The 16,154-nt window shown below is 64.6% G+C and carries 18 protein-coding genes; 14 read left to right on the top strand and 4 right to left on the bottom strand.

The genetic code is table 11. The features are described 5' to 3' along the window. The first annotated feature begins 93 nt into the window (after nucleotides 1-93). From FG93_RS04105 to FG93_RS04120, 4 genes are all read left to right on the top strand, one after another. Nucleotides 94-1,221 carry a glycosyltransferase family 4 protein gene (locus FG93_RS04105; protein WP_043232147.1) on the top strand — a complete coding sequence of 376 codons (1,128 nt, stop codon included), beginning with the start codon at nucleotides 94-96 and terminating at the stop codon, nucleotides 1,219-1,221. A gap of 76 nt (nucleotides 1,222-1,297) precedes the next feature. After that, complete coding sequence (locus FG93_RS04110; RefSeq protein ID WP_043232149.1) at nucleotides 1,298-1,675, top strand: VanZ family protein; 378 nt, start codon at nucleotides 1,298-1,300, stop codon at nucleotides 1,673-1,675. Nucleotides 1,676-1,836: 161 nt separating this feature from the next. Further along, nucleotides 1,837-2,622 carry a DUF4239 domain-containing protein gene (locus tag FG93_RS04115; protein WP_043232151.1) on the top strand — a complete coding sequence of 262 codons (786 nt, stop codon included), beginning with the start codon at nucleotides 1,837-1,839 and terminating at the stop codon, nucleotides 2,620-2,622. Between the two features lie 131 nt (nucleotides 2,623-2,753). Beyond that, nucleotides 2,754-3,044 carry a GYD domain-containing protein gene (locus FG93_RS04120; RefSeq protein WP_043232152.1) on the top strand — a complete coding sequence of 97 codons (291 nt, stop codon included), beginning with the start codon at nucleotides 2,754-2,756 and terminating at the stop codon, nucleotides 3,042-3,044. A gap of 23 nt (nucleotides 3,045-3,067) precedes the next feature. Here the strand turns inward: FG93_RS04120 and hpaR are convergent, their stop codons facing one another. Beyond that, a complete protein-coding gene (gene hpaR / locus FG93_RS04125) occupies nucleotides 3,068-3,565 on the bottom strand; it encodes a homoprotocatechuate degradation operon regulator HpaR (RefSeq protein ID WP_081881292.1) in 498 nt (165 codons plus the stop codon). Nucleotides 3,566-3,780: 215 nt separating this feature from the next. Between hpaR and FG93_RS04130 the strand changes: the two genes are divergently transcribed. From FG93_RS04130 to FG93_RS32790, 7 genes are all read left to right on the top strand, one after another. After that, on the top strand, nucleotides 3,781-4,179 hold the full coding sequence (locus FG93_RS04130; protein WP_043232154.1) for a 5-carboxymethyl-2-hydroxymuconate Delta-isomerase: 399 nt from the start codon (nucleotides 3,781-3,783) through the stop codon (nucleotides 4,177-4,179). 53 nt (nucleotides 4,180-4,232) lie between these two features. Next, nucleotides 4,233-5,726 carry a 5-carboxymethyl-2-hydroxymuconate semialdehyde dehydrogenase gene (hpaE, locus tag FG93_RS04135; RefSeq protein ID WP_200878064.1) on the top strand — a complete coding sequence of 498 codons (1,494 nt, stop codon included), beginning with the start codon at nucleotides 4,233-4,235 and terminating at the stop codon, nucleotides 5,724-5,726. Nucleotides 5,727-5,847: 121 nt separating this feature from the next. Next, nucleotides 5,848-6,828, top strand: a complete 981-nt coding sequence (gene hpaD / locus FG93_RS04140) for a 3,4-dihydroxyphenylacetate 2,3-dioxygenase (RefSeq protein WP_043232157.1) — start codon at nucleotides 5,848-5,850, stop codon at nucleotides 6,826-6,828. A gap of 6 nt (nucleotides 6,829-6,834) precedes the next feature. After that, nucleotides 6,835-7,017 (top strand): hypothetical protein, encoded by a 183-nt coding sequence (locus FG93_RS04145; protein WP_043232158.1) that lies wholly within the window; start codon nucleotides 6,835-6,837, stop codon nucleotides 7,015-7,017. Nucleotides 7,018-7,116: 99 nt separating this feature from the next. Beyond that, nucleotides 7,117-8,760, top strand: coding sequence for a thiamine pyrophosphate-dependent enzyme (locus FG93_RS04150; RefSeq protein WP_043232161.1), 1,644 nt, complete (start codon nucleotides 7,117-7,119; stop codon nucleotides 8,758-8,760). 123 nt (nucleotides 8,761-8,883) lie between these two features. Then, nucleotides 8,884-9,204 (top strand): c-type cytochrome, encoded by a 321-nt coding sequence (locus FG93_RS04155; protein ID WP_043232334.1) that lies wholly within the window; start codon nucleotides 8,884-8,886, stop codon nucleotides 9,202-9,204. Nucleotides 9,205-9,385: 181 nt separating this feature from the next. Beyond that, complete coding sequence (locus FG93_RS32790; RefSeq protein WP_161783768.1) at nucleotides 9,386-9,553, top strand: hypothetical protein; 168 nt, start codon at nucleotides 9,386-9,388, stop codon at nucleotides 9,551-9,553. Between the two features lie 66 nt (nucleotides 9,554-9,619). Here FG93_RS32790 and FG93_RS04160 read toward each other — a convergent pair whose 3' ends face one another. Further along, on the bottom strand, nucleotides 9,620-10,804 hold the full coding sequence (locus FG93_RS04160) for an ROK family protein (RefSeq protein ID WP_161783769.1): 1,185 nt from the start codon (nucleotides 10,802-10,804) through the stop codon (nucleotides 9,620-9,622). 118 nt (nucleotides 10,805-10,922) lie between these two features. Here FG93_RS04160 and FG93_RS04165 point away from each other — a divergent pair, with 118 nt between their 5' ends. The 3 genes from FG93_RS04165 (at nucleotide 10,923) to FG93_RS04175 (ending at nucleotide 13,946) form a co-directional block, all read left to right on the top strand. Further along, the gene (locus FG93_RS04165; RefSeq protein WP_043232166.1) at nucleotides 10,923-11,666 is read left to right on the top strand and encodes a glucosamine-6-phosphate deaminase; all 744 of its coding nucleotides are present in this window, start codon (nucleotides 10,923-10,925) and stop codon (nucleotides 11,664-11,666) included. A 19-nt stretch (nucleotides 11,667-11,685) separates the two neighbouring features. After that, nucleotides 11,686-12,735 carry an N-acetylglucosamine-6-phosphate deacetylase gene (locus tag FG93_RS04170; protein ID WP_043232167.1) on the top strand — a complete coding sequence of 350 codons (1,050 nt, stop codon included), beginning with the start codon at nucleotides 11,686-11,688 and terminating at the stop codon, nucleotides 12,733-12,735. A 74-nt stretch (nucleotides 12,736-12,809) separates the two neighbouring features. After that, nucleotides 12,810-13,946, top strand: a complete 1,137-nt coding sequence (locus tag FG93_RS04175; RefSeq protein ID WP_244448492.1) for an ABC transporter substrate-binding protein — start codon at nucleotides 12,810-12,812, stop codon at nucleotides 13,944-13,946. 178 nt (nucleotides 13,947-14,124) lie between these two features. Here FG93_RS04175 and FG93_RS04180 read toward each other — a convergent pair whose 3' ends face one another. Continuing rightward, nucleotides 14,125-15,129 carry a Gfo/Idh/MocA family protein gene (locus tag FG93_RS04180; protein WP_043232172.1) on the bottom strand — a complete coding sequence of 335 codons (1,005 nt, stop codon included), beginning with the start codon at nucleotides 15,127-15,129 and terminating at the stop codon, nucleotides 14,125-14,127. After that, a complete protein-coding gene (locus tag FG93_RS04185; protein ID WP_043232174.1) occupies nucleotides 15,126-16,154 on the bottom strand; it encodes a Gfo/Idh/MocA family protein in 1,029 nt (342 codons plus the stop codon). The genes FG93_RS04180 and FG93_RS04185 overlap by 4 nt, the downstream gene beginning before the upstream one ends.

The raw sequence follows: 16,154 nt of genomic DNA on the forward strand, positions 1-16,154 counted from the left end.
CAACATTGTCGTTCCAGACCGGCCGGGCAGCAATCGGCGGAGGCGTCATTGACCACTCTTCCCATCGAGGTGCCTCCCGGACGGCCTGCGGCTATGGCAGATCAGGATATTCGACGGCGTGTCATCTTCCTCGGACTGCGCGGCATCCCCAATGTTCAGGGGGGCGTGGAGAAGCATGTCGAGATGTTGGCCGGCGAAATGGCGGCATGCGGCTGGAACGTCGAGGTCATCGGCCGGCACCGCTACCTGCCGTCTGTGCCAACTCCCGCGAACGGTATCCGCGTCTTCTCCCTCTGGGCGCCCCGCAAGATGGCGCTGGAGGCCATCGTCCATACCTTCCTTGGCGTTTGTTTCGCGGCGGTGCGCCGGCCTGACATCCTGCACATTCATGCGATCGGCCCGGCACTGATGGTGCCCCTCGCACGGCTCCTGGGCCTGAAGGTGGTCGTTACCCATCACGGCTACGACTACGACAGGCAGAAATGGAGCAGCCTTGCCCGGCGCGTGCTGAAGCTTGGCGAGTATCTCGGCATGCGCCTGTCCCATGGGCGGATCGCGGTCTCAAACCAGGTCGCCCAGGCCATGAGCTCCCGATACGATGCTCCCGTCAGCTTCGTGCCAAATGGTGTGGCCATTCCCCAGGGCGCGCATCCCACCGGGGTGCTGACGGAGTTCGGCCTGCAGCCCAAGCGCTATGTCCTGCTTGCCGCCCGCCTTGTGCCGGAGAAGCGGCAGACGGACCTGATCGAAGCATTCGCCAGGAGCGGCCGATCCGACCTTCGCCTGGTCCTTGCGGGCGGGGCGGAGTTTGAAACCGCCTATTCCCGCCAGGTCAGGGAGATGGCCGAGGCCGTGCCCGGCGTCGTATTGACCGGCTTCCAGTCCGGCGACCGGCTTGCCGAACTCTTCGCCAATGCAGCGCTCTTCGTCCTGCCTTCGAGCCATGAGGGGATGCCGATCGCGCTGTTGGAGGCCATGGCGTCCGGTCTCCCCGTCCTCGCCAGTGATATTGCGGCGAACCGCGAACTCGACCTGCCTTCGGAGGATTACTTTCCGCTTGGAAATATCGATGCGCTCGCGGCGGCCATGACGACAAAGATCGCCAATCCGCTCAGCGAGGAGCAGGCCCGTTCCCAGATGAAACGGGTGGAGCTGGCCTATAGCTGGCCGAACGTCGCCCAGAAGACGCTGGAGGTCTATCGGGCGCTGCTGGCGAAATAGGCGGGCTTCCATTGTGATCGAGAGCGCGCGATAGAGCGCTCGCAGCTCGCCGCCCACAGCCAGAGATCGACGGACCATGACATTCAGGAGAGTTCTACGTGCTCTGGCATGGTTCACGCTCGCCTTCATCACTTACGTAACCCTGTCCGCGATAGAGCTTCGTCCGCGAATGGGCGATGCCGTTCATCTCGAACGCTTCGGCGCATTCGCGCTCCTGGGTTTCCTGTTCGCCGCCGCCTATCCCAAGCGGATTGGGATCGTTCTCCTCCTGACCGTCATGATCGCGGTGGGGCTGGAGTTCTTCCAGTTGCTGTCGCCCGACAGGCATGCCCGGCTGGGCGATGCGCTGGTCAAGATTGGCGGAGGCGTGTGCGGCATCGCGGCGAGTTGGCTTGCTGCCCGGCTGCTGCCGGGACTTACGGTCTTCCTGGATCGGAAGCGCCGCACGAGGTAGGCAGCCTTGCTGCGCGGCGAAATCATCGATCAGAATGCTAAAGCATCGGCCCGAAAAGTGGATTGCGGTTTTCGAGAAAGCCGATGCAAATACAAAAGGTTAGATCATCGGACCGGATACGATTTCCGGTCCGATGATCTATCGTATTGGGGAGGGTGACGATGCTTTCGGTGATACAACTGATTGCAGCCCATTCGGACGCAGTGATCCTGATCATCTGCGGATTGTCGACGGCGGCACTGGCGGTATTGCTCGCCTCCATTGCTCGTCGCCTGTGGTTTGCCCCGCGCCAGGACGCTATTGAGGAGCCCAACAAGCTCGCCGAGGTCGTTCACGGCAGCCTGCTGGCTTTTTCGGTTTTCGTGCTTGCCCTGATGCTCGCGGATGTCCGTGTCAATCTGGGGCGGGCTGATGATGCGGTCTCGCGTGAAGGCTCCTATATCGCGCGCCTCGATCGGGATCTCGCGAGTCTCGGCGGGAGCGAGGCCGAGGCGGCGCGGAAGGCCCTACGAGACTATGTCGGTGCCGTGACCCGCGACGAGTGGCATTCCCTTTCAACTGAGGACGCTGGGCTCTCGGCTAGCGCGGATCGTGCGCTCGCTGCCTTGGTCCTGCAGGTGCGCAAGGTTGCGGCGGAGCAGCCGGATTCTGCCTCCTCACTGCGCGGATTGCTGGACAGGCTGGAGGAATATCGCCAGGGGCGGCTCGAAACTGCGACCAAGAGCGTGCCGGGGATTTTCTGGTGGATGATCCTGGTCTTTCTGCTCGGCGCGATGCTGATGAATGGCCGCTTTTACCTGAGCCGTGCCGCTCTGGCCCTGATCGCCGCCCATATGGGCGCAATCGGCATGGTGCTCGGCCTCATCATCGTCATGGATGAACCGTTCAGAGGCGAAACGAGCATTTCATCGGCGCGGGTGAGCCAGGCCATCAAGAGCCGGCAATGAGAGGCAAGGCGCTCCCAGGCGGTCCTGGACGCGCGATTTGCAAGCCAGGCGCTCCATTCCCCCAGGTGCAGATCGACTGGCGACTCCGTCTGTGCTGCAGTGCGCCGGGGGCTCAGTGGGAGGAGTGCGTCATGGCTACCTATGTCGTCCTCGCGAACTTCACCGATCAAGGCATCCGCAACGTCAATGATAGCGTAAAGCGCCTGGAGGCGTTCAGGGAGATGGCCAAATCCAAGGGGATCACCGTCAAGGACGCCTATTACACGCTCGGCAAATATGACGTCCTGGTCACCCTGGATGCTCCCGACGAGATGAGCGCCACTGCGCTTAGTCTTGCCGTTGCCAAGCTCGGCAATATCCGCAACCAGACGATGCGGGCCTTCACGCCAGCCGAGATGACGACCATCCTCGGCAAGGTCTGAACGGGCTGGAGCGCGGCGCGTCGTCAGCTCGCGCTGCGCTTTCGTTTCAGAGGGATCCTCCGCTTCTTCCGCCTTGTTTCCACTGGCGGGGGCGGCTTAACCGCGCTCTCCTCATGGGGCGCGACGGCGCTGGCGACATCCTCCAGTTCGCGCAGCAGGGCCTGCAGATTTGCGAGTTTCTCGTCGCCGAACCGGCTGGTGATGTCGCGGTAGATCGCTTCCGAGACCGGCGTCACCGTTTCGATCAAACGGGCGCCGGCCGGGCTGATCGAGATGATCGCGCGACGCAGATCGCGCTGATCGGCAGCACGCGTGATGAGTTGCCTGGCCTCGAGATCGACGAGGATGCGCGACAGGCTCGGCGCGAGCAGGAAGGTTGCGCGCGCGAGGTCGGTCACTTCGAGGCTGGGAACCGAGTTCAGCGCCCGCAGCACCCGCCATTGCTGCTCGGTGATCTCATATTGCCGCAGCGACGGGCGGAAGCAGCGCATCACCGCTTCGCGCGCCCGCAGCAGCGACATCGGCAGGGATTTCGAGAAATGGCGAAGATGGACGCGCGTCCCACCTGGCGAGGAATCATCTGGAGGTGGTGCGGGGCTTCTCAAACTCGGTCCCTTCCGGGCGGGTGGCGCTGGATCAGAGCAACACGTTCATTCTAGCCGTTTGCGCCGGTGATCGCTTGCTCAAATTAATTTAACACGTTAATTTAATTTCGAAACACGAGACGGGTGCGCAGATGCCGCATATCATCGTCGAATATTCAGCCAATCTTGAGCCGGCGCTGTCGCTTCGCCGGCTGGTCGACGAACTGCACCGTACAGCGCTTGCAACGGGCGTTTTCCCCCTTGGCGGCCTGCGGACGCGGGCTGAGCGCCGCGATATCTTCGCGATCGCCGATGGCGACCCTACTCATGGTTTTGTTGCCGTCCTGGCCCGGATCGGGGAGGGGCGGGATGCTGCGACGCGCCGGCGGGTCGCCGAGGCACTGATCGCGACGCTCGAGGCGGAAACCGCGGACCTGTTCAGCAAGATCGGGCTCGGCCTCACGGTTGAGGTCCAGGAGATCGACGGGACGGCCTCGCTCAAGACCAACAACTTGCATGAACGCCTCGCGCGCAAGGGAGGCCCCGCATGAACCGGGCCATCGATGCGAAATTCGCCGGCAATCTGATCGGGGCAGAGCGCGCCATGGAGCGCTTCCTCAACGGTGGGATTGTTCCACATGTCATCGCCGGGGAGCGTGTGCTCTCTGTCACGGGCGCAACGTTCGAAACGCTCGATCCGACCACCAACCGACATCAATGCACCGTCGCTTCCGGCGGTGCGGCGGAGATCGACCATGCTGCCCGCGCTGCCGAGGCGGCCTTCAAGGTCTGGCGTGATGTTCCGGGCGCGGCGCGGCGCAAGATCCTGCATGCGATCGCGGATGCGATCGAGGCGCGAGCCGAGGAGATCGCTTTCGTCGAATGCTGCGATACGGGCCAGCCGATCCGCTACATGGCGAAGGCTGCACTGCGCGGCGCCGAGAATTTTCGCTTCTACGCAGATCGCGCGAGTGAGGCGGGCAACGGGCTTTCGCTGCCCGATACCGACCATATCAACTACACCATCCGCCAGCCGATTGGTGCCGTCGGCGTGATCACGCCGTGGAACACGCCCTTCATGTTGTCGACCTGGAAGATCGCGCCGGCGCTCGCGGCCGGTTGCACCGTCGTCCACAAGCCGGCCGAATGGTCACCGCTATCCGCGGTCATCCTGATCGAGATCATGGATGAGGTGATCCGCGCCCATGGATTGCCCGCAGGCGTCGTCAATCTGGTGCACGGCCTCGGCGAGGAGGCAGGCAAGGCGCTGACCGAGCATCCTGCGATCAGGGCGATCGCCTTCGTCGGCGAGACGACAACGGGCTCGCACATCATGGCTCAGGGTGCGAAGACGCTGAAACGCGTGCATTTCGAACTCGGCGGCAAGAACCCGGTGATCGTCTTCGACGACGCCGACCTCGACCGGGCGCTCGACGCCGTGCTGTTCATGATCTACTCGCTGAACGGCGAACGCTGCACGTCGTCCTCGCGCGCGCTGGTCCAGCGCTCGATCCATGACGCCTTCAGCGAAAAGGTCGCCGAGCGCGTCCGGCGTATCAAGGTCGGTCACCCGCTCGATCCGGCAACCGAGATCGGGCCGTTGATCCACCCGCGCCATGCCGAGAAGGTGCTGTCCTACCCTGCGCTTGCGCGCGAGGGCGGCGCGCGCGTCGCTTGCGGCGGCGGGCGGGCGATGGGGGGCGCCGGTAATTACGTCGAGCCGACGCTCTATGTCGACGCTGCAACCGGAATGCGGATCGCCCAGGAGGAGATCTTTGGTCCTGTCCTGACCATGATTCCCTTCGAGGACGAGGCCGATGCGGTTCGGGTCGCCAATGATGTTCGCTACGGGCTCGCCGGCTATCTCTGGACCCGCGATATCGGCCGTGCGCACCGTGTCGCCCGCGATCTCGAAGCCGGGATGATCTGGGTGAACTCCGAGAATGTGCGGCATTTGCCGACGCCGTTCGGAGGGATCAAGAATTCCGGCGTCGGCCGTGATGGCGGCGACTATTCCTTCGATTTCTACATGGAAACGAAGAACATTGCCGTCGCCTATGACAGCCACAAGGTCCCGAGGCTGGGGATCGGAAGCTGAGCGATGCTGCGACGGATGTAGGTGGGAATGGCGGTCATGGTCACCGCCGCGTTGCCGCCTTCATAGCCTCAAGGCCTCGAAAAGCAGGCCGGCACCAGAAAAATGCCAAGGAGGAAGTCCTATGCCTGTCCCGCAGCCGGTGTTGAACCCGCCCTTCCAAGTGGTGCGGCTCAATCACGTCGTCCTGACCGTGAACGATCTCGCGGCGTCGCGAGCCTTCTGGTCCGACACGCTCGGGCTGCAGGTGACGGACAAGAGCGAGACCCGCCTCTATATGCGTGCGATGGAGGAGCGTGGACACCATTGCATCGTGCTGGAACAGGATGAAAGCCCGGTCGCGAAGGTGCTCGGCTTCAAGGTTTTCTCCGAAGAGGACCTGGACAGGGCGCATCATTTCTTCCGGGCAAACGGGCTGCCGGCCCGGTTTGTCGAAGAGCCGTTCCAGGGCCGTACGCTCAGGGCGACCGATCCGCTGGGCGTCCCGCTGGAGTTCTACTTCAGCATGGACAAGCTTCCGTCGATTCACCAGAAATACGCGCTCTACAAGGGCGTGAAGCCGCTCCGGATCGACCATTTCAACTGCTTCTCCGACGATGTCGATGCGTCCGTCGCGTTCTATAACGCGATCGGGTTCCGGACGACCGAATACACGGTGAACGAGGATGGCAGCCGGCTCTGGGCGGCCTGGATGCACCGCAAGGGCGGCGTTCACGACATGGCCTTCACCCATGGGGTGGGGCCGCGCCTCCACCATGTTGCCTTCTGGGTGCCGACGCCGCTCAACATCATCGACCTGCTCGATCTGATGGCGACCACCGGCTATGTCACCAATATCGAGCGCGGCCCCGGGCGGCACGGCATCTCGAATGCCTTCTTCCTCTATATCCGCGACCCCGATGGTCATCGGATCGAGATCTATTGCTCTGACTACCAGACGGTCGACCCCGACCACGAACCGATCCGTTGGGATCTGCGCGACCCGCAGCGCCAGACGCTCTGGGGTGCACCTGCTCCGCGCTCCTGGTTCGAGGAGGGCACGCTCTTCGCCGAGACGCCGGTGCGCCAGCCTTCCTTTCAGGCTTCCCCCATCATCGCTGCGTGAGTTCCGATGCAACAGAACGACAATGTCGCCTTCGCCGGCCCATTCGGCTGGACGGCACGACCGCTTGCTTTCCTGGCTCAGTGCGATGTCGTCGAGGGCCAGATCGAAGGCTTCGGAAACCTGGGGAACAGCTTTGTCGACGAAGCCGGCGCGACCGCGAGACAGCGTCATGCCGCTTCGTCGACATGAGTGGAGTTGAGAGCAGCGCCAGCCCGCGGGGCGCGGGGGCTGCTCTCGAGGTGACGTCGTGGCCTCTTGGGGCCGTCTGCAGGACAAGGTGAGGCGGATATGGTGAGAGCGACTGGCGGCGAGGGACTCGTGTCCGGGCTTATCGATCATGGCGTCGATACTGTCTTCGGTCTCCCCGGGGTGCAGATCTACGGCCTGTTCGACGCGCTCGAACGGAACAAGGACAAGATCGCGACCATCGGTGCGCGTCACGAGCAGGCCTGCGGCTACATGGCCTTTGGCTATGCGCGATCCACCGGGCGGCCCTCCGTCTGCACCGTTGTGCCCGGCCCCGGCATCCTCAATGCCGGGGCGGCCCTGTTGACGGCCTTTGGTGGTAACGAGCCGGTGCTCTGCCTGACGGGGCAGGTGCCAACCCCTTTCCTCGATCGCGGTCGCGGGCATCTGCACGAAATGCCGGACCAGCTTGCGACCCTGCGCGGCTTCACCAAATGGGCCGAGCGTGTCGAGCATCCTGCGCTGGCGCCGACCGCCGTGTCCCGGGCCTTCCAGGCGATGCTCTCGGGGCGGCGCGGTCCGGCGGCGCTGGAGATGCCCTGGAATGTCTTCGCCCAGCAGGCGGAAGTACCGGCAACGACCGTGCTCGATCCCTTGCCGCCGCCGCCCATCGACGCCGAGGCCATAGACCGCGCCGCGAGACTGATCTCGGAGGCGAAGGCGCCGATGATCTTCGTCGGCAGCGGCGCGTTCGATGCCGCGGATGACATCCTGCAACTGGCTGAACTGATCGACGCGCCGGTCGTCGCCTTCCGCAGCGGGCGCGGCATCGTGTCGAATGACCATGAACTCGGCCTCACCATGGCTGCGGCCTATGAGCTCTGGCCGCAAACCGATCTGCTGATCGGTATCGGCACGCGTCTGGAACTGCCGGGCTGGCGCTGGTCGCATACGCCTCCGAACCTGAAATCGGTTCGCATCGATATCGATCCGGTCGAGATGCGCCGCTCTGTTCCGGATGTCGCGATCCTGGCCGATGCGCGTGCTGCCACCGCTGCGCTCGCCAAGGCCGCCGGACGCCTGCCGCAGAGCCGCCCCGGCCGTCGCGCCGTGATTGCCGAGGCGACCGCGACGGCTGAAGCCAAGATCCAGGCGATCCAACCGCAGATGGCCTATTTGCAGGTCCTGCGCGCGGTCTTGCCGAGAGACGGCATCGTCACCGACGAAATGTCCCAGGTCGGCTTTGCCTCCTGGTACGGCTTCAAGGTCTACGAGCCCAGGACCTATCTGTCCTCCGGCTATCAAGGCACGCTCGGCTCCGGCTTCCCGACGGCGCTTGGCGCGAAAGTGGCATGGCCGGACCGGCCCGTGGTTGCGATCACTGGCGATGGCGGCTTCATGTTCGCCGTTCAGGAACTGGCGACGGCCGTGCAGTACGGCATCGGCGTCGTCACGCTGGTCTTCAACAATGGCTCCTACGGCAATGTCCGGCGCGACCAGCTGACGGGTTTCGAGGGCCGGCTGATCGGCTCGGAGCTCGTGAACCCTGACTTCGTCCAGCTCGCCCGCTCCTTCGGAGTCGAGGCAGCGCGGGTCGAGACACCCGAGGCCTTCCGCCCGGTGCTGGAGAAGGCGCTGGCCGATGATCGTCCCGCCTTGATCGAGATCACCATTCCGCGTGGCACTGAGGCAAGCCCCTGGCCGTTCATCCATCCGGCTCCGCCGGCGGCGCGCCAGGGAGCCTGAATGTACAAGCAAATGCGGACCCTGTGCATGTCAGGGCAGGGGGTTCCGCGTTCTTAACGCTTACCGTGCGACAGGCTTGCCCATGGCTTTGCGGCGAAGGCTGCGATGGGAGGGGCCTCGATCATGAGCTGGTTCAGATTTCGCTTGGGGATCATTGCAGCGGCCTCGATCACGGCAGCCGGACTGATGATTGCACCAGGGGCGTCCGAGCTACGGACGTCCCCGCTCGATGACTGCGCCGCCTGCCACGGTGCAGACGGTATCGCCCGCGACACCGAGGTGCCGCATCTGGCGGGGCAGAATGAGCGCTATCTTTTCAACCAGATGATGGCCTTTCGCACCGGCAAGCGCGCGCACAAGGAGATGCGCTTTATGGCCCGGCATATGTCGGTGAACGAGATTGCTGCGATCGCAGCCTATTACGCGGCGCTGCCGCCGCGTTAAAGCAGCGGCCCGAAAAGTGGATAGCGGTTTTCCGGAAAGCCGATGCAAAAACAAAAGGTTAGATCATCGGGCCGGGCACGATATCCGGTCCGATGATCTAGCGGAACATCCGCACCGGTTTTCAGTTACACTCTGGATTGGGTCAGCCTCTTTCGTGGCCCGGGCGCAATGCGGGGCCGTGATGAAGCAGCCGATCGTGATCCACACCGACGAAGATTATGAGCAAGCGCAGCTGCGTGTCGCGGAGCTTCAGGCAGCATCCGATTCCAGCGCCAAGGAACAGGAACTGCAGGCGCTCGCCGAGGCGATGCTCGCTTGGGAGCTGCGGCGCGAAACAGCCGAGGATTGACGCTCAGCATCGGCCCGAAAAGTGGAATGCGGTTTTCGGGAGCCGATGCAAACACAGAAGGTTAGATCATGCGCCTTGCAGCTGCGCTTCGAGCGCCTTGCTGAGCAAGGGCGCCGCTGCCCCCTGGACTTCATATTGGCGGCTCGAGCGGTCGCTGACGAGTTCAGGCATCATCAGCCCGTGCATCGTGCCCTCCGCCCTGAACAACGCGTCGAAATGCGCCCATAGCTGTGCATTGGCAACGAATGGGCCAGTCACGATGATCCGGGTCGGGAAGAGCAGGCGGCTCGCATTGGCGAGTGCGCGCGCCAGCAACTGCGCCGCCGTATCGATCTCGGGCAGGCTGGTCAGGTCACAACGCGCCAGTTGCCGGTAAAGCCGGTTCTCGTCCTCTGCGAGATCGGGCCAGTGCCGGCGCATGTCGGGCAGGAGCGACCAGAGCGCTGCGCCGGTTTCGAGACAGGCGGTGTTGCCGCAGCCGCAGCGGCGGCCATCGAGCGCCGCGAAGCGCCAGTGCCCGACTTCTCCGAAGGAGCCGCCAGGCGGCGCGAGCGAGCGTCCTCCGATGGCGTAACCCAGCCCGATGCCCCAACCCCAGTGCAGCAGAAGCGCACCGTCCGAAAACTGCTCGGAATCCTGCGCCATGCGCGCGCGCAATTCGGCATCGAGATTGCGGCAGACCACGACAGGTCTGGCGACGTCTCCGAGCGCGGTTCCGACATCGAGCCCGCGCAGGTTCGGCCAGCGTGACGACATCAGCCATTGCTTCCGCCTGAGATCGAGCAGGCCTGAGAGCGAGACGGCGGTGCCGGCATGTTCCATGCCGCGCGGCATGGCGGCGAGCAGCTCTGCACCAATCGTGGCCATTACCTTGGCGATGAGGCTGTTATCTGCGTCCGAGGCAATCTCAACGACGCGTTCCTCCAGCAACTGGCCGTCGAGATCGACCAGAGCGCCGACCAGCGATTGGCTCGCCACATGGATGACGGATGCGCCGATGCGGCGTGGATTGGCAATGAGAAGGCCGGCCGGACGGCCGCGGCCAGCTTTCTGCCCCGCGGTTTCCAACAGCAGGCGGCGTTCCACCAGATCGCCCACGAGGCGCGATGTCGTCGTCGAGCGCAGTCCGAGCGCTGCGCCGATCTCAGGTCGGGAATGGGCTTGGCCTTGTGCGACGAGCGCGAAGGCGCGCGCGCGGTCGCTGCCGTGCCCGTCAGAATACTGCATCTGGTCGATGGCTGGCAGTGTCATGGGCATCCATATTTTAGAACCTGGCGGTTCTGAAATTGAGATTGCATTTTACAAAGGCGCTCATAAGCTTGATCCAGGAATTTTGAAACAATTTGCTCTGTTCGGGTTCAGAAATAGCATGATCGACATCAACATCGTCGCCGACAAGGAGACACTCGGCGTTCAGGCTGCAGCCCGTGGCGCTGCGGCCATTCGCGAGGCGCAGGCGCGTCACGGCCAGGCAACGATCATCGTCGCGACCGGGGCCAGCCAGTTCGAGATGCTGAATCACCTCGTCATTGCCGAGGGCATCGACTGGTCGAAGGTCACCGCCTTCCACCTCGACGAGTATGTCGGTCTCGGCCAGGAGCACCCGGCGAGCTTCCGTCGCTATTTGCAGGAGCGCTTTGTCGCCCCGCTGGGTGGCAAGGTCGAGTTCATCCCGGTCGATGGCGAGGGCGATGCCGAGCAGGAGGCACGCCGGCTCGGCGAGCTGATTGCGGGACGGCGCATCGATGTCTGTTTCGCCGGCTTTGGCGAGAATTGCCATCTGGCCTTCAACGACCCGCCGGCCGATTTCGAGACGGAAGAGCCCTATATCGTGGTCAAGCTCGATGATGCCTGCCGCCAGCAGCAATTCGGCGAAGGCTGGTTCCCGAGCTTTGACGCCGTGCCGGAGCGCGCGATCTCGATGAGCATCCGCCAGATCCTGAAGAGCGAGTTGATCGTCCTTTCGGTGCCGGACGAGCGCAAGGCGAAGGCGACGCGCGATGCGCTGGAAGGTCCGGTGAGCCCGCTCTACCCGGCCTCGATCCTTAAGACCCACAAGAACACGGTGCTGTTCCTCGATCCGCCGGCCGCCTCCTTGCTCAAGCGCGGTTGATAGTGAGAAAGGCGCGATCATGCTGACGGCCGGCCTCGTCGATCTCCAGGTCAACGGCTTTGCGGCCGTCGACTTCAACTCAGACGCTGTGACGGCGGCCGAGATCGACCGGGCGCTGGAGGCGATGCTTCGGACGGGCGTGACCACTTGCCTGCCGACGGTGATCACCGCCCATCCGCATGAACTGGCAGAGCGTTTGCGCGCGCTCGATGCGGCGATCTCGGCGAGCCGCCTCGGCCCGCTGATGTGCCCGGGCTACCATCTCGAAGGGCCCTTCCTGAACCCGGCAGACGGCTATTCCGGCTGCCACCCGGCGGCTGCGATGACCACCGCCGATCCAGGCCTCGTCGATCGCCTGGAGGCAGGGCTCGACCGGCCGATCCTGATGGTGACGGTCGCCCCCGAGGTCGAGGCCGTGCCGGCCCTGATCGCGGCGCTGCATAGCCAGGGAAGGATCGTCGCCCTCGGTCATACCGCGGCTGATTTCGAACAGGTCGCTGGCGCTGCAGAGGCGGGTGCGACCCTGTCCACGCATCTCGGCAACGGCATGCCGCAGGTCACGCACAAGCTTGCCAATGCGATCTTCGCTCAGCTTGCCGAAGACGGGCTATGGGCGAGCTTCATTGCCGACGGAATTCATGTCCACCCCAAGGCCCTGAAATCGCTGCTGCGTGCCAAGGGCCTTGCTCGTTCGATCCTCGTCACCGACGCGGTTTCGGCCGCGGCCGCCGAGCCCGGCAACTATCCCTTCGCCGGCATGAGCGTGGAGCGGAAGGCCGACGGTTCCGTGCGCCAGCCGGGAAGCGTCTCGCTCGCCGGCTCGGCGCTCTGCCTCGATCAGGGCGTGCGCAATGTCGTGGCCTGGGGCCTGGCGACGCCTGAGGAGGCGGTCGCAATGGCGTCGAGCCATCCGCTGGCGGTGCTGGAGCCTGCCTTGCAGGCGAGGGGGCTGGTGCTGCCGCAAAACGAGGTCGAATGGTCCGAAGATCTCGCCGTTCGGCGCGTGAGAATCGGGCCCGAGGAACGCCGCTACGACGCGGATGTGCTGAAAACCCACCGATCAGCCTAACCAAAGAGGGAGAGACCATGAGCAAGGATTTCACGGGGATTGACCGCCGCACCGTGCTGGGCGGCCTGGCTGCGATGGCGTCGGGAGCGCCGGCGGCTTTTGCGGCTTCGCCGCCGCTGCCGACCTCGCCGGTCGGCATCAACATCATCGATGTCGGCGGTGCGCTGGCCTTGATGCAGAAGGCGTTCGAGGATTATCGCGCCGCCAATCCGAAGCTGGTCTCGCGCATCACCTTCGTGAAGGCGCCGGCTCCGGAACTCGCCAGCAAGATCAAGGCGCAGCAGGAGGCCGGCCGCGCCGATCTCGATCTCGTGCTGACCGGCAGCGATGGCCTTGCCGCCGGCCTCGAGCAGAAGCTCTGGCTCAAGATCCTGCCTGATTTCGCCGACAAGTTCCCGAATATCGAGGAGAACTACGAGCCGGCCGCGCTCAACCTGCACCGTGTGCAGGGTGATGGCTTTGGCGTCGTGGTCAACTACTACCCCTCCGGCCCGCTGCTCGAATACGCGCCGGAACGCGTCAAGAACGTGCCGACCACGGCGGAGGAACTGCTCGCCTGGGCCAAGGCCAATCCCGGCAGGTTCATGTATGCGCGCCCGACCAATTCCGGCCCGGGCCGCACCTTCATGATGGGTCTGCCCTATATCCTCGGCGACAAGGACCCGCAGGATCCGGTCGGCGGCTGGGACAAAACCTGGGCCTATCTGCAGGAACTCGGCCAGTACGTCGACTACTATCCTGCCGGCACCGGCGCGACGATGAAGGAGTTCGGCGAGGGTTCGCGCGACATCATCATCTCGACCACCGGCTGGGACATCAATCCGCGCGCGCTCGGCATCGTGCCGAAATCGGCGATGGTCGGCACGTTGAAGGGCTTCCACTGGGTTTCGGACGCCTTCTTCATGTGCGTGCCGAAGGGCGTCCCGAACGACCGCCTCGCCGTGGTGCTCGATCTGATGGCCTATGTGCTGACGCCGAAGGCCCAGGCCTATGCCTATGACGAGGGCTATCTCTATCCCGGCCCGGCGGTGAAGAACGTGCCGCTGTCGCTGGCGCCGGAGAGCAGCCAGAAGGTGATCGCCGAATTCGGCCGGCCGGAATATGCCGACCTGATCGCCAAGAACCCGATCGAGCTGCCCTTGAAGCCCGACAAGATGGTCGTGGCCTTCCGCAAATGGGACGAGTTGGTCGGCGCCAAGCGCGCCCGCTGAGCGAGGGGCGGTCGAACGCGACGGTTCGGCATACGACAAGGACATCCCGGGCGCCCCCAGGGCGACCCGGGATCCAGGTCCGCTTTCTTGCGGGATTCGCCCCGGCATGGGATCCCGGATCTCTGCTTCACAGCGTCCGGGATGCCATGATGGGTCGATAGGGCTGTCGCCCGCCGCTTCAGCGCCTCGCGGCGGCGAGGATGTCATCGACGAGGCGCTGGGATGCCAGCGCCTCGTTGCCCGTCACGACGGGGTCGCGGCCGGTCGATACCGCCTCCAGGAAATCGGCGATCACGGCGCGGTGGGCATCATGGGGGAAGTCCATGATATTGGCGCCGCTGCCGGTGCTGCCTTCCGCCTCCACGACCTCCTTGCGGCCATCGAGGAAGGAGAGGCTGAGTGTGCCGCCGATCAATGTGGCGAAGCCCTGGGTTCCGATGATCTCGATGCGCTCGGGATGGCCGGGATAGGCGGCCGTCGTCGTCATCAGCGTGCCCGGTGCGCCATTGCCGAGTTCGAGCAGCGCAGAGGCGAAATCCTCGCTCTCCATGCGGTGCAGTTTCGTGGTCCGCGCCTGCGCCGCGACCACGCGGGATACGCCGACCAATGAGCGGAACAGGTCGAGTGAATGGATAGCCTGGGTTAGCAACACGCCGCCGCCGTCACGCGCCAGCGTGCCGCGGCCCGGCTCGTCGTAATAGGCCTGGGGGCGCCACCACGGCACGCTGAGGAATGCAGCCTCGACGGTTCCAAGTTCGCCAGCGGCCAGCGCGGCCTTGAGGCGCAGGCTCGCGGGCCGGAGCCTGTGCTGCAGCACGACCCCGAAGACCTTGCCAGCACGACGCGCGGCTTCGACCAGTGTCTCGCCGCGCGCGACTGTCAGCTCCAGCGGCTTCTCGACCAGCACGTGTTTGCCATTCTCGAAACAGCGCGCGGACACGTCGAGATGGCTGCTCGGCGGGGTCAGCACGATGGCGGCCTCGACCGTCGGATCAGCCAGCACGGCCTCGAGATCGGTCGTCACCGCAAAGGGGAATTGCTTGCGGTAGGCCTCGGCTCGCTCCGCTGAACGACTGACTGCCCAGCGAACGTCGACGCGCTCCGCAAGGTCGATCAGGCTGTGGGAATGCGGCAGGGAGGCTGGCCCGAGGCCAATGATGGCAACGCCGATCTTGCGGGTCACGAAGCTTTCCTTTCGCTCGCGCGGGCGGGCAGCCGCACTGCTTTCGCCTGCGCCTCCAGCGCCAGCCGGCAGACCGTGAAGGCGTGCTGCTGAGACATGGCGGTATCGGTCCTGCCGGCGATATCGGCGACCAGATTGCGGAAATAGGTCAGCGGCTCGCCGGAGGCATCGATATGGCGGGTGCCCTTGCCGTCGACGAGGAAGAGATGGTCGGTGCCCGGCCGGCCGGCGATATCGATATATTTGCGCAGCTCGATCGTGCCGTCCGTCCCGAGGATGGTCAGCCGCCCGTCGCCCCAGGTCGGAAGCCCGTCGGCGGTGAACCAGTCGACGCGGATATAGCCGCCGGCCTGCGGGCTGCGCAGCAGAATCTCGCCGAAATCCTCGAAATCCGGCAGCTCTGCGCTGCCGAAATGACCCGTTCCCGATGCAACGATGTCCGCATCGCGCGAACCGGTGAAGTGCAGGAACTGGTCGATCTGGTGCGAGGCAATGTCGGTGAGGATGCCGCCGAAATAGCTTGGCTCGAAGAACCATGACGGCCGGATCGCGCGGTTGAGGCGATGCGGGCCGAGGCCCAGGGTCTGCACCACGCGCCCGATCGCGCCGTCGGCGATGAGCTTGCCGGCGACGATCGTCGAGGGCACCAGGAAGCGCTCGGAGAAGCAGATCGAGAAGATCCGCCCGGTCCGGGCGACCGTCGCCTCGACATCGGCAAGCTGCGCGAAGGTCGTCACGCCCGGCTTGTCGACCATGACGTCCTTGCCGGCCTGCATTGCCCTGATCGCGATCGCAGCGCGCTCCGAGGGAATGGCGGCGCAGACGACGAGATCGATCGACGGATCCTCGATCAACCGGTCCGCGTCCATGGCCTGGAGTTGCGGAAAGCGCTCGCGGAAGCCCGCGAGGACACGCTCGTCACTGGTGCGCGGATCGAAGCCGGCGCAGACAGCGCCGGCTTCGAGGAGGCCTTCGACCATGTTGTAGATATGGCGGTGGTCGAGGCCGATGGCGGCAAAGCGCAT

It is taken from the genome of Allobosea sp. LC85 (genome assembly GCF_000735605.1).
Lineage (GTDB): Bacteria > Pseudomonadota > Alphaproteobacteria > Rhizobiales > Beijerinckiaceae > Allobosea.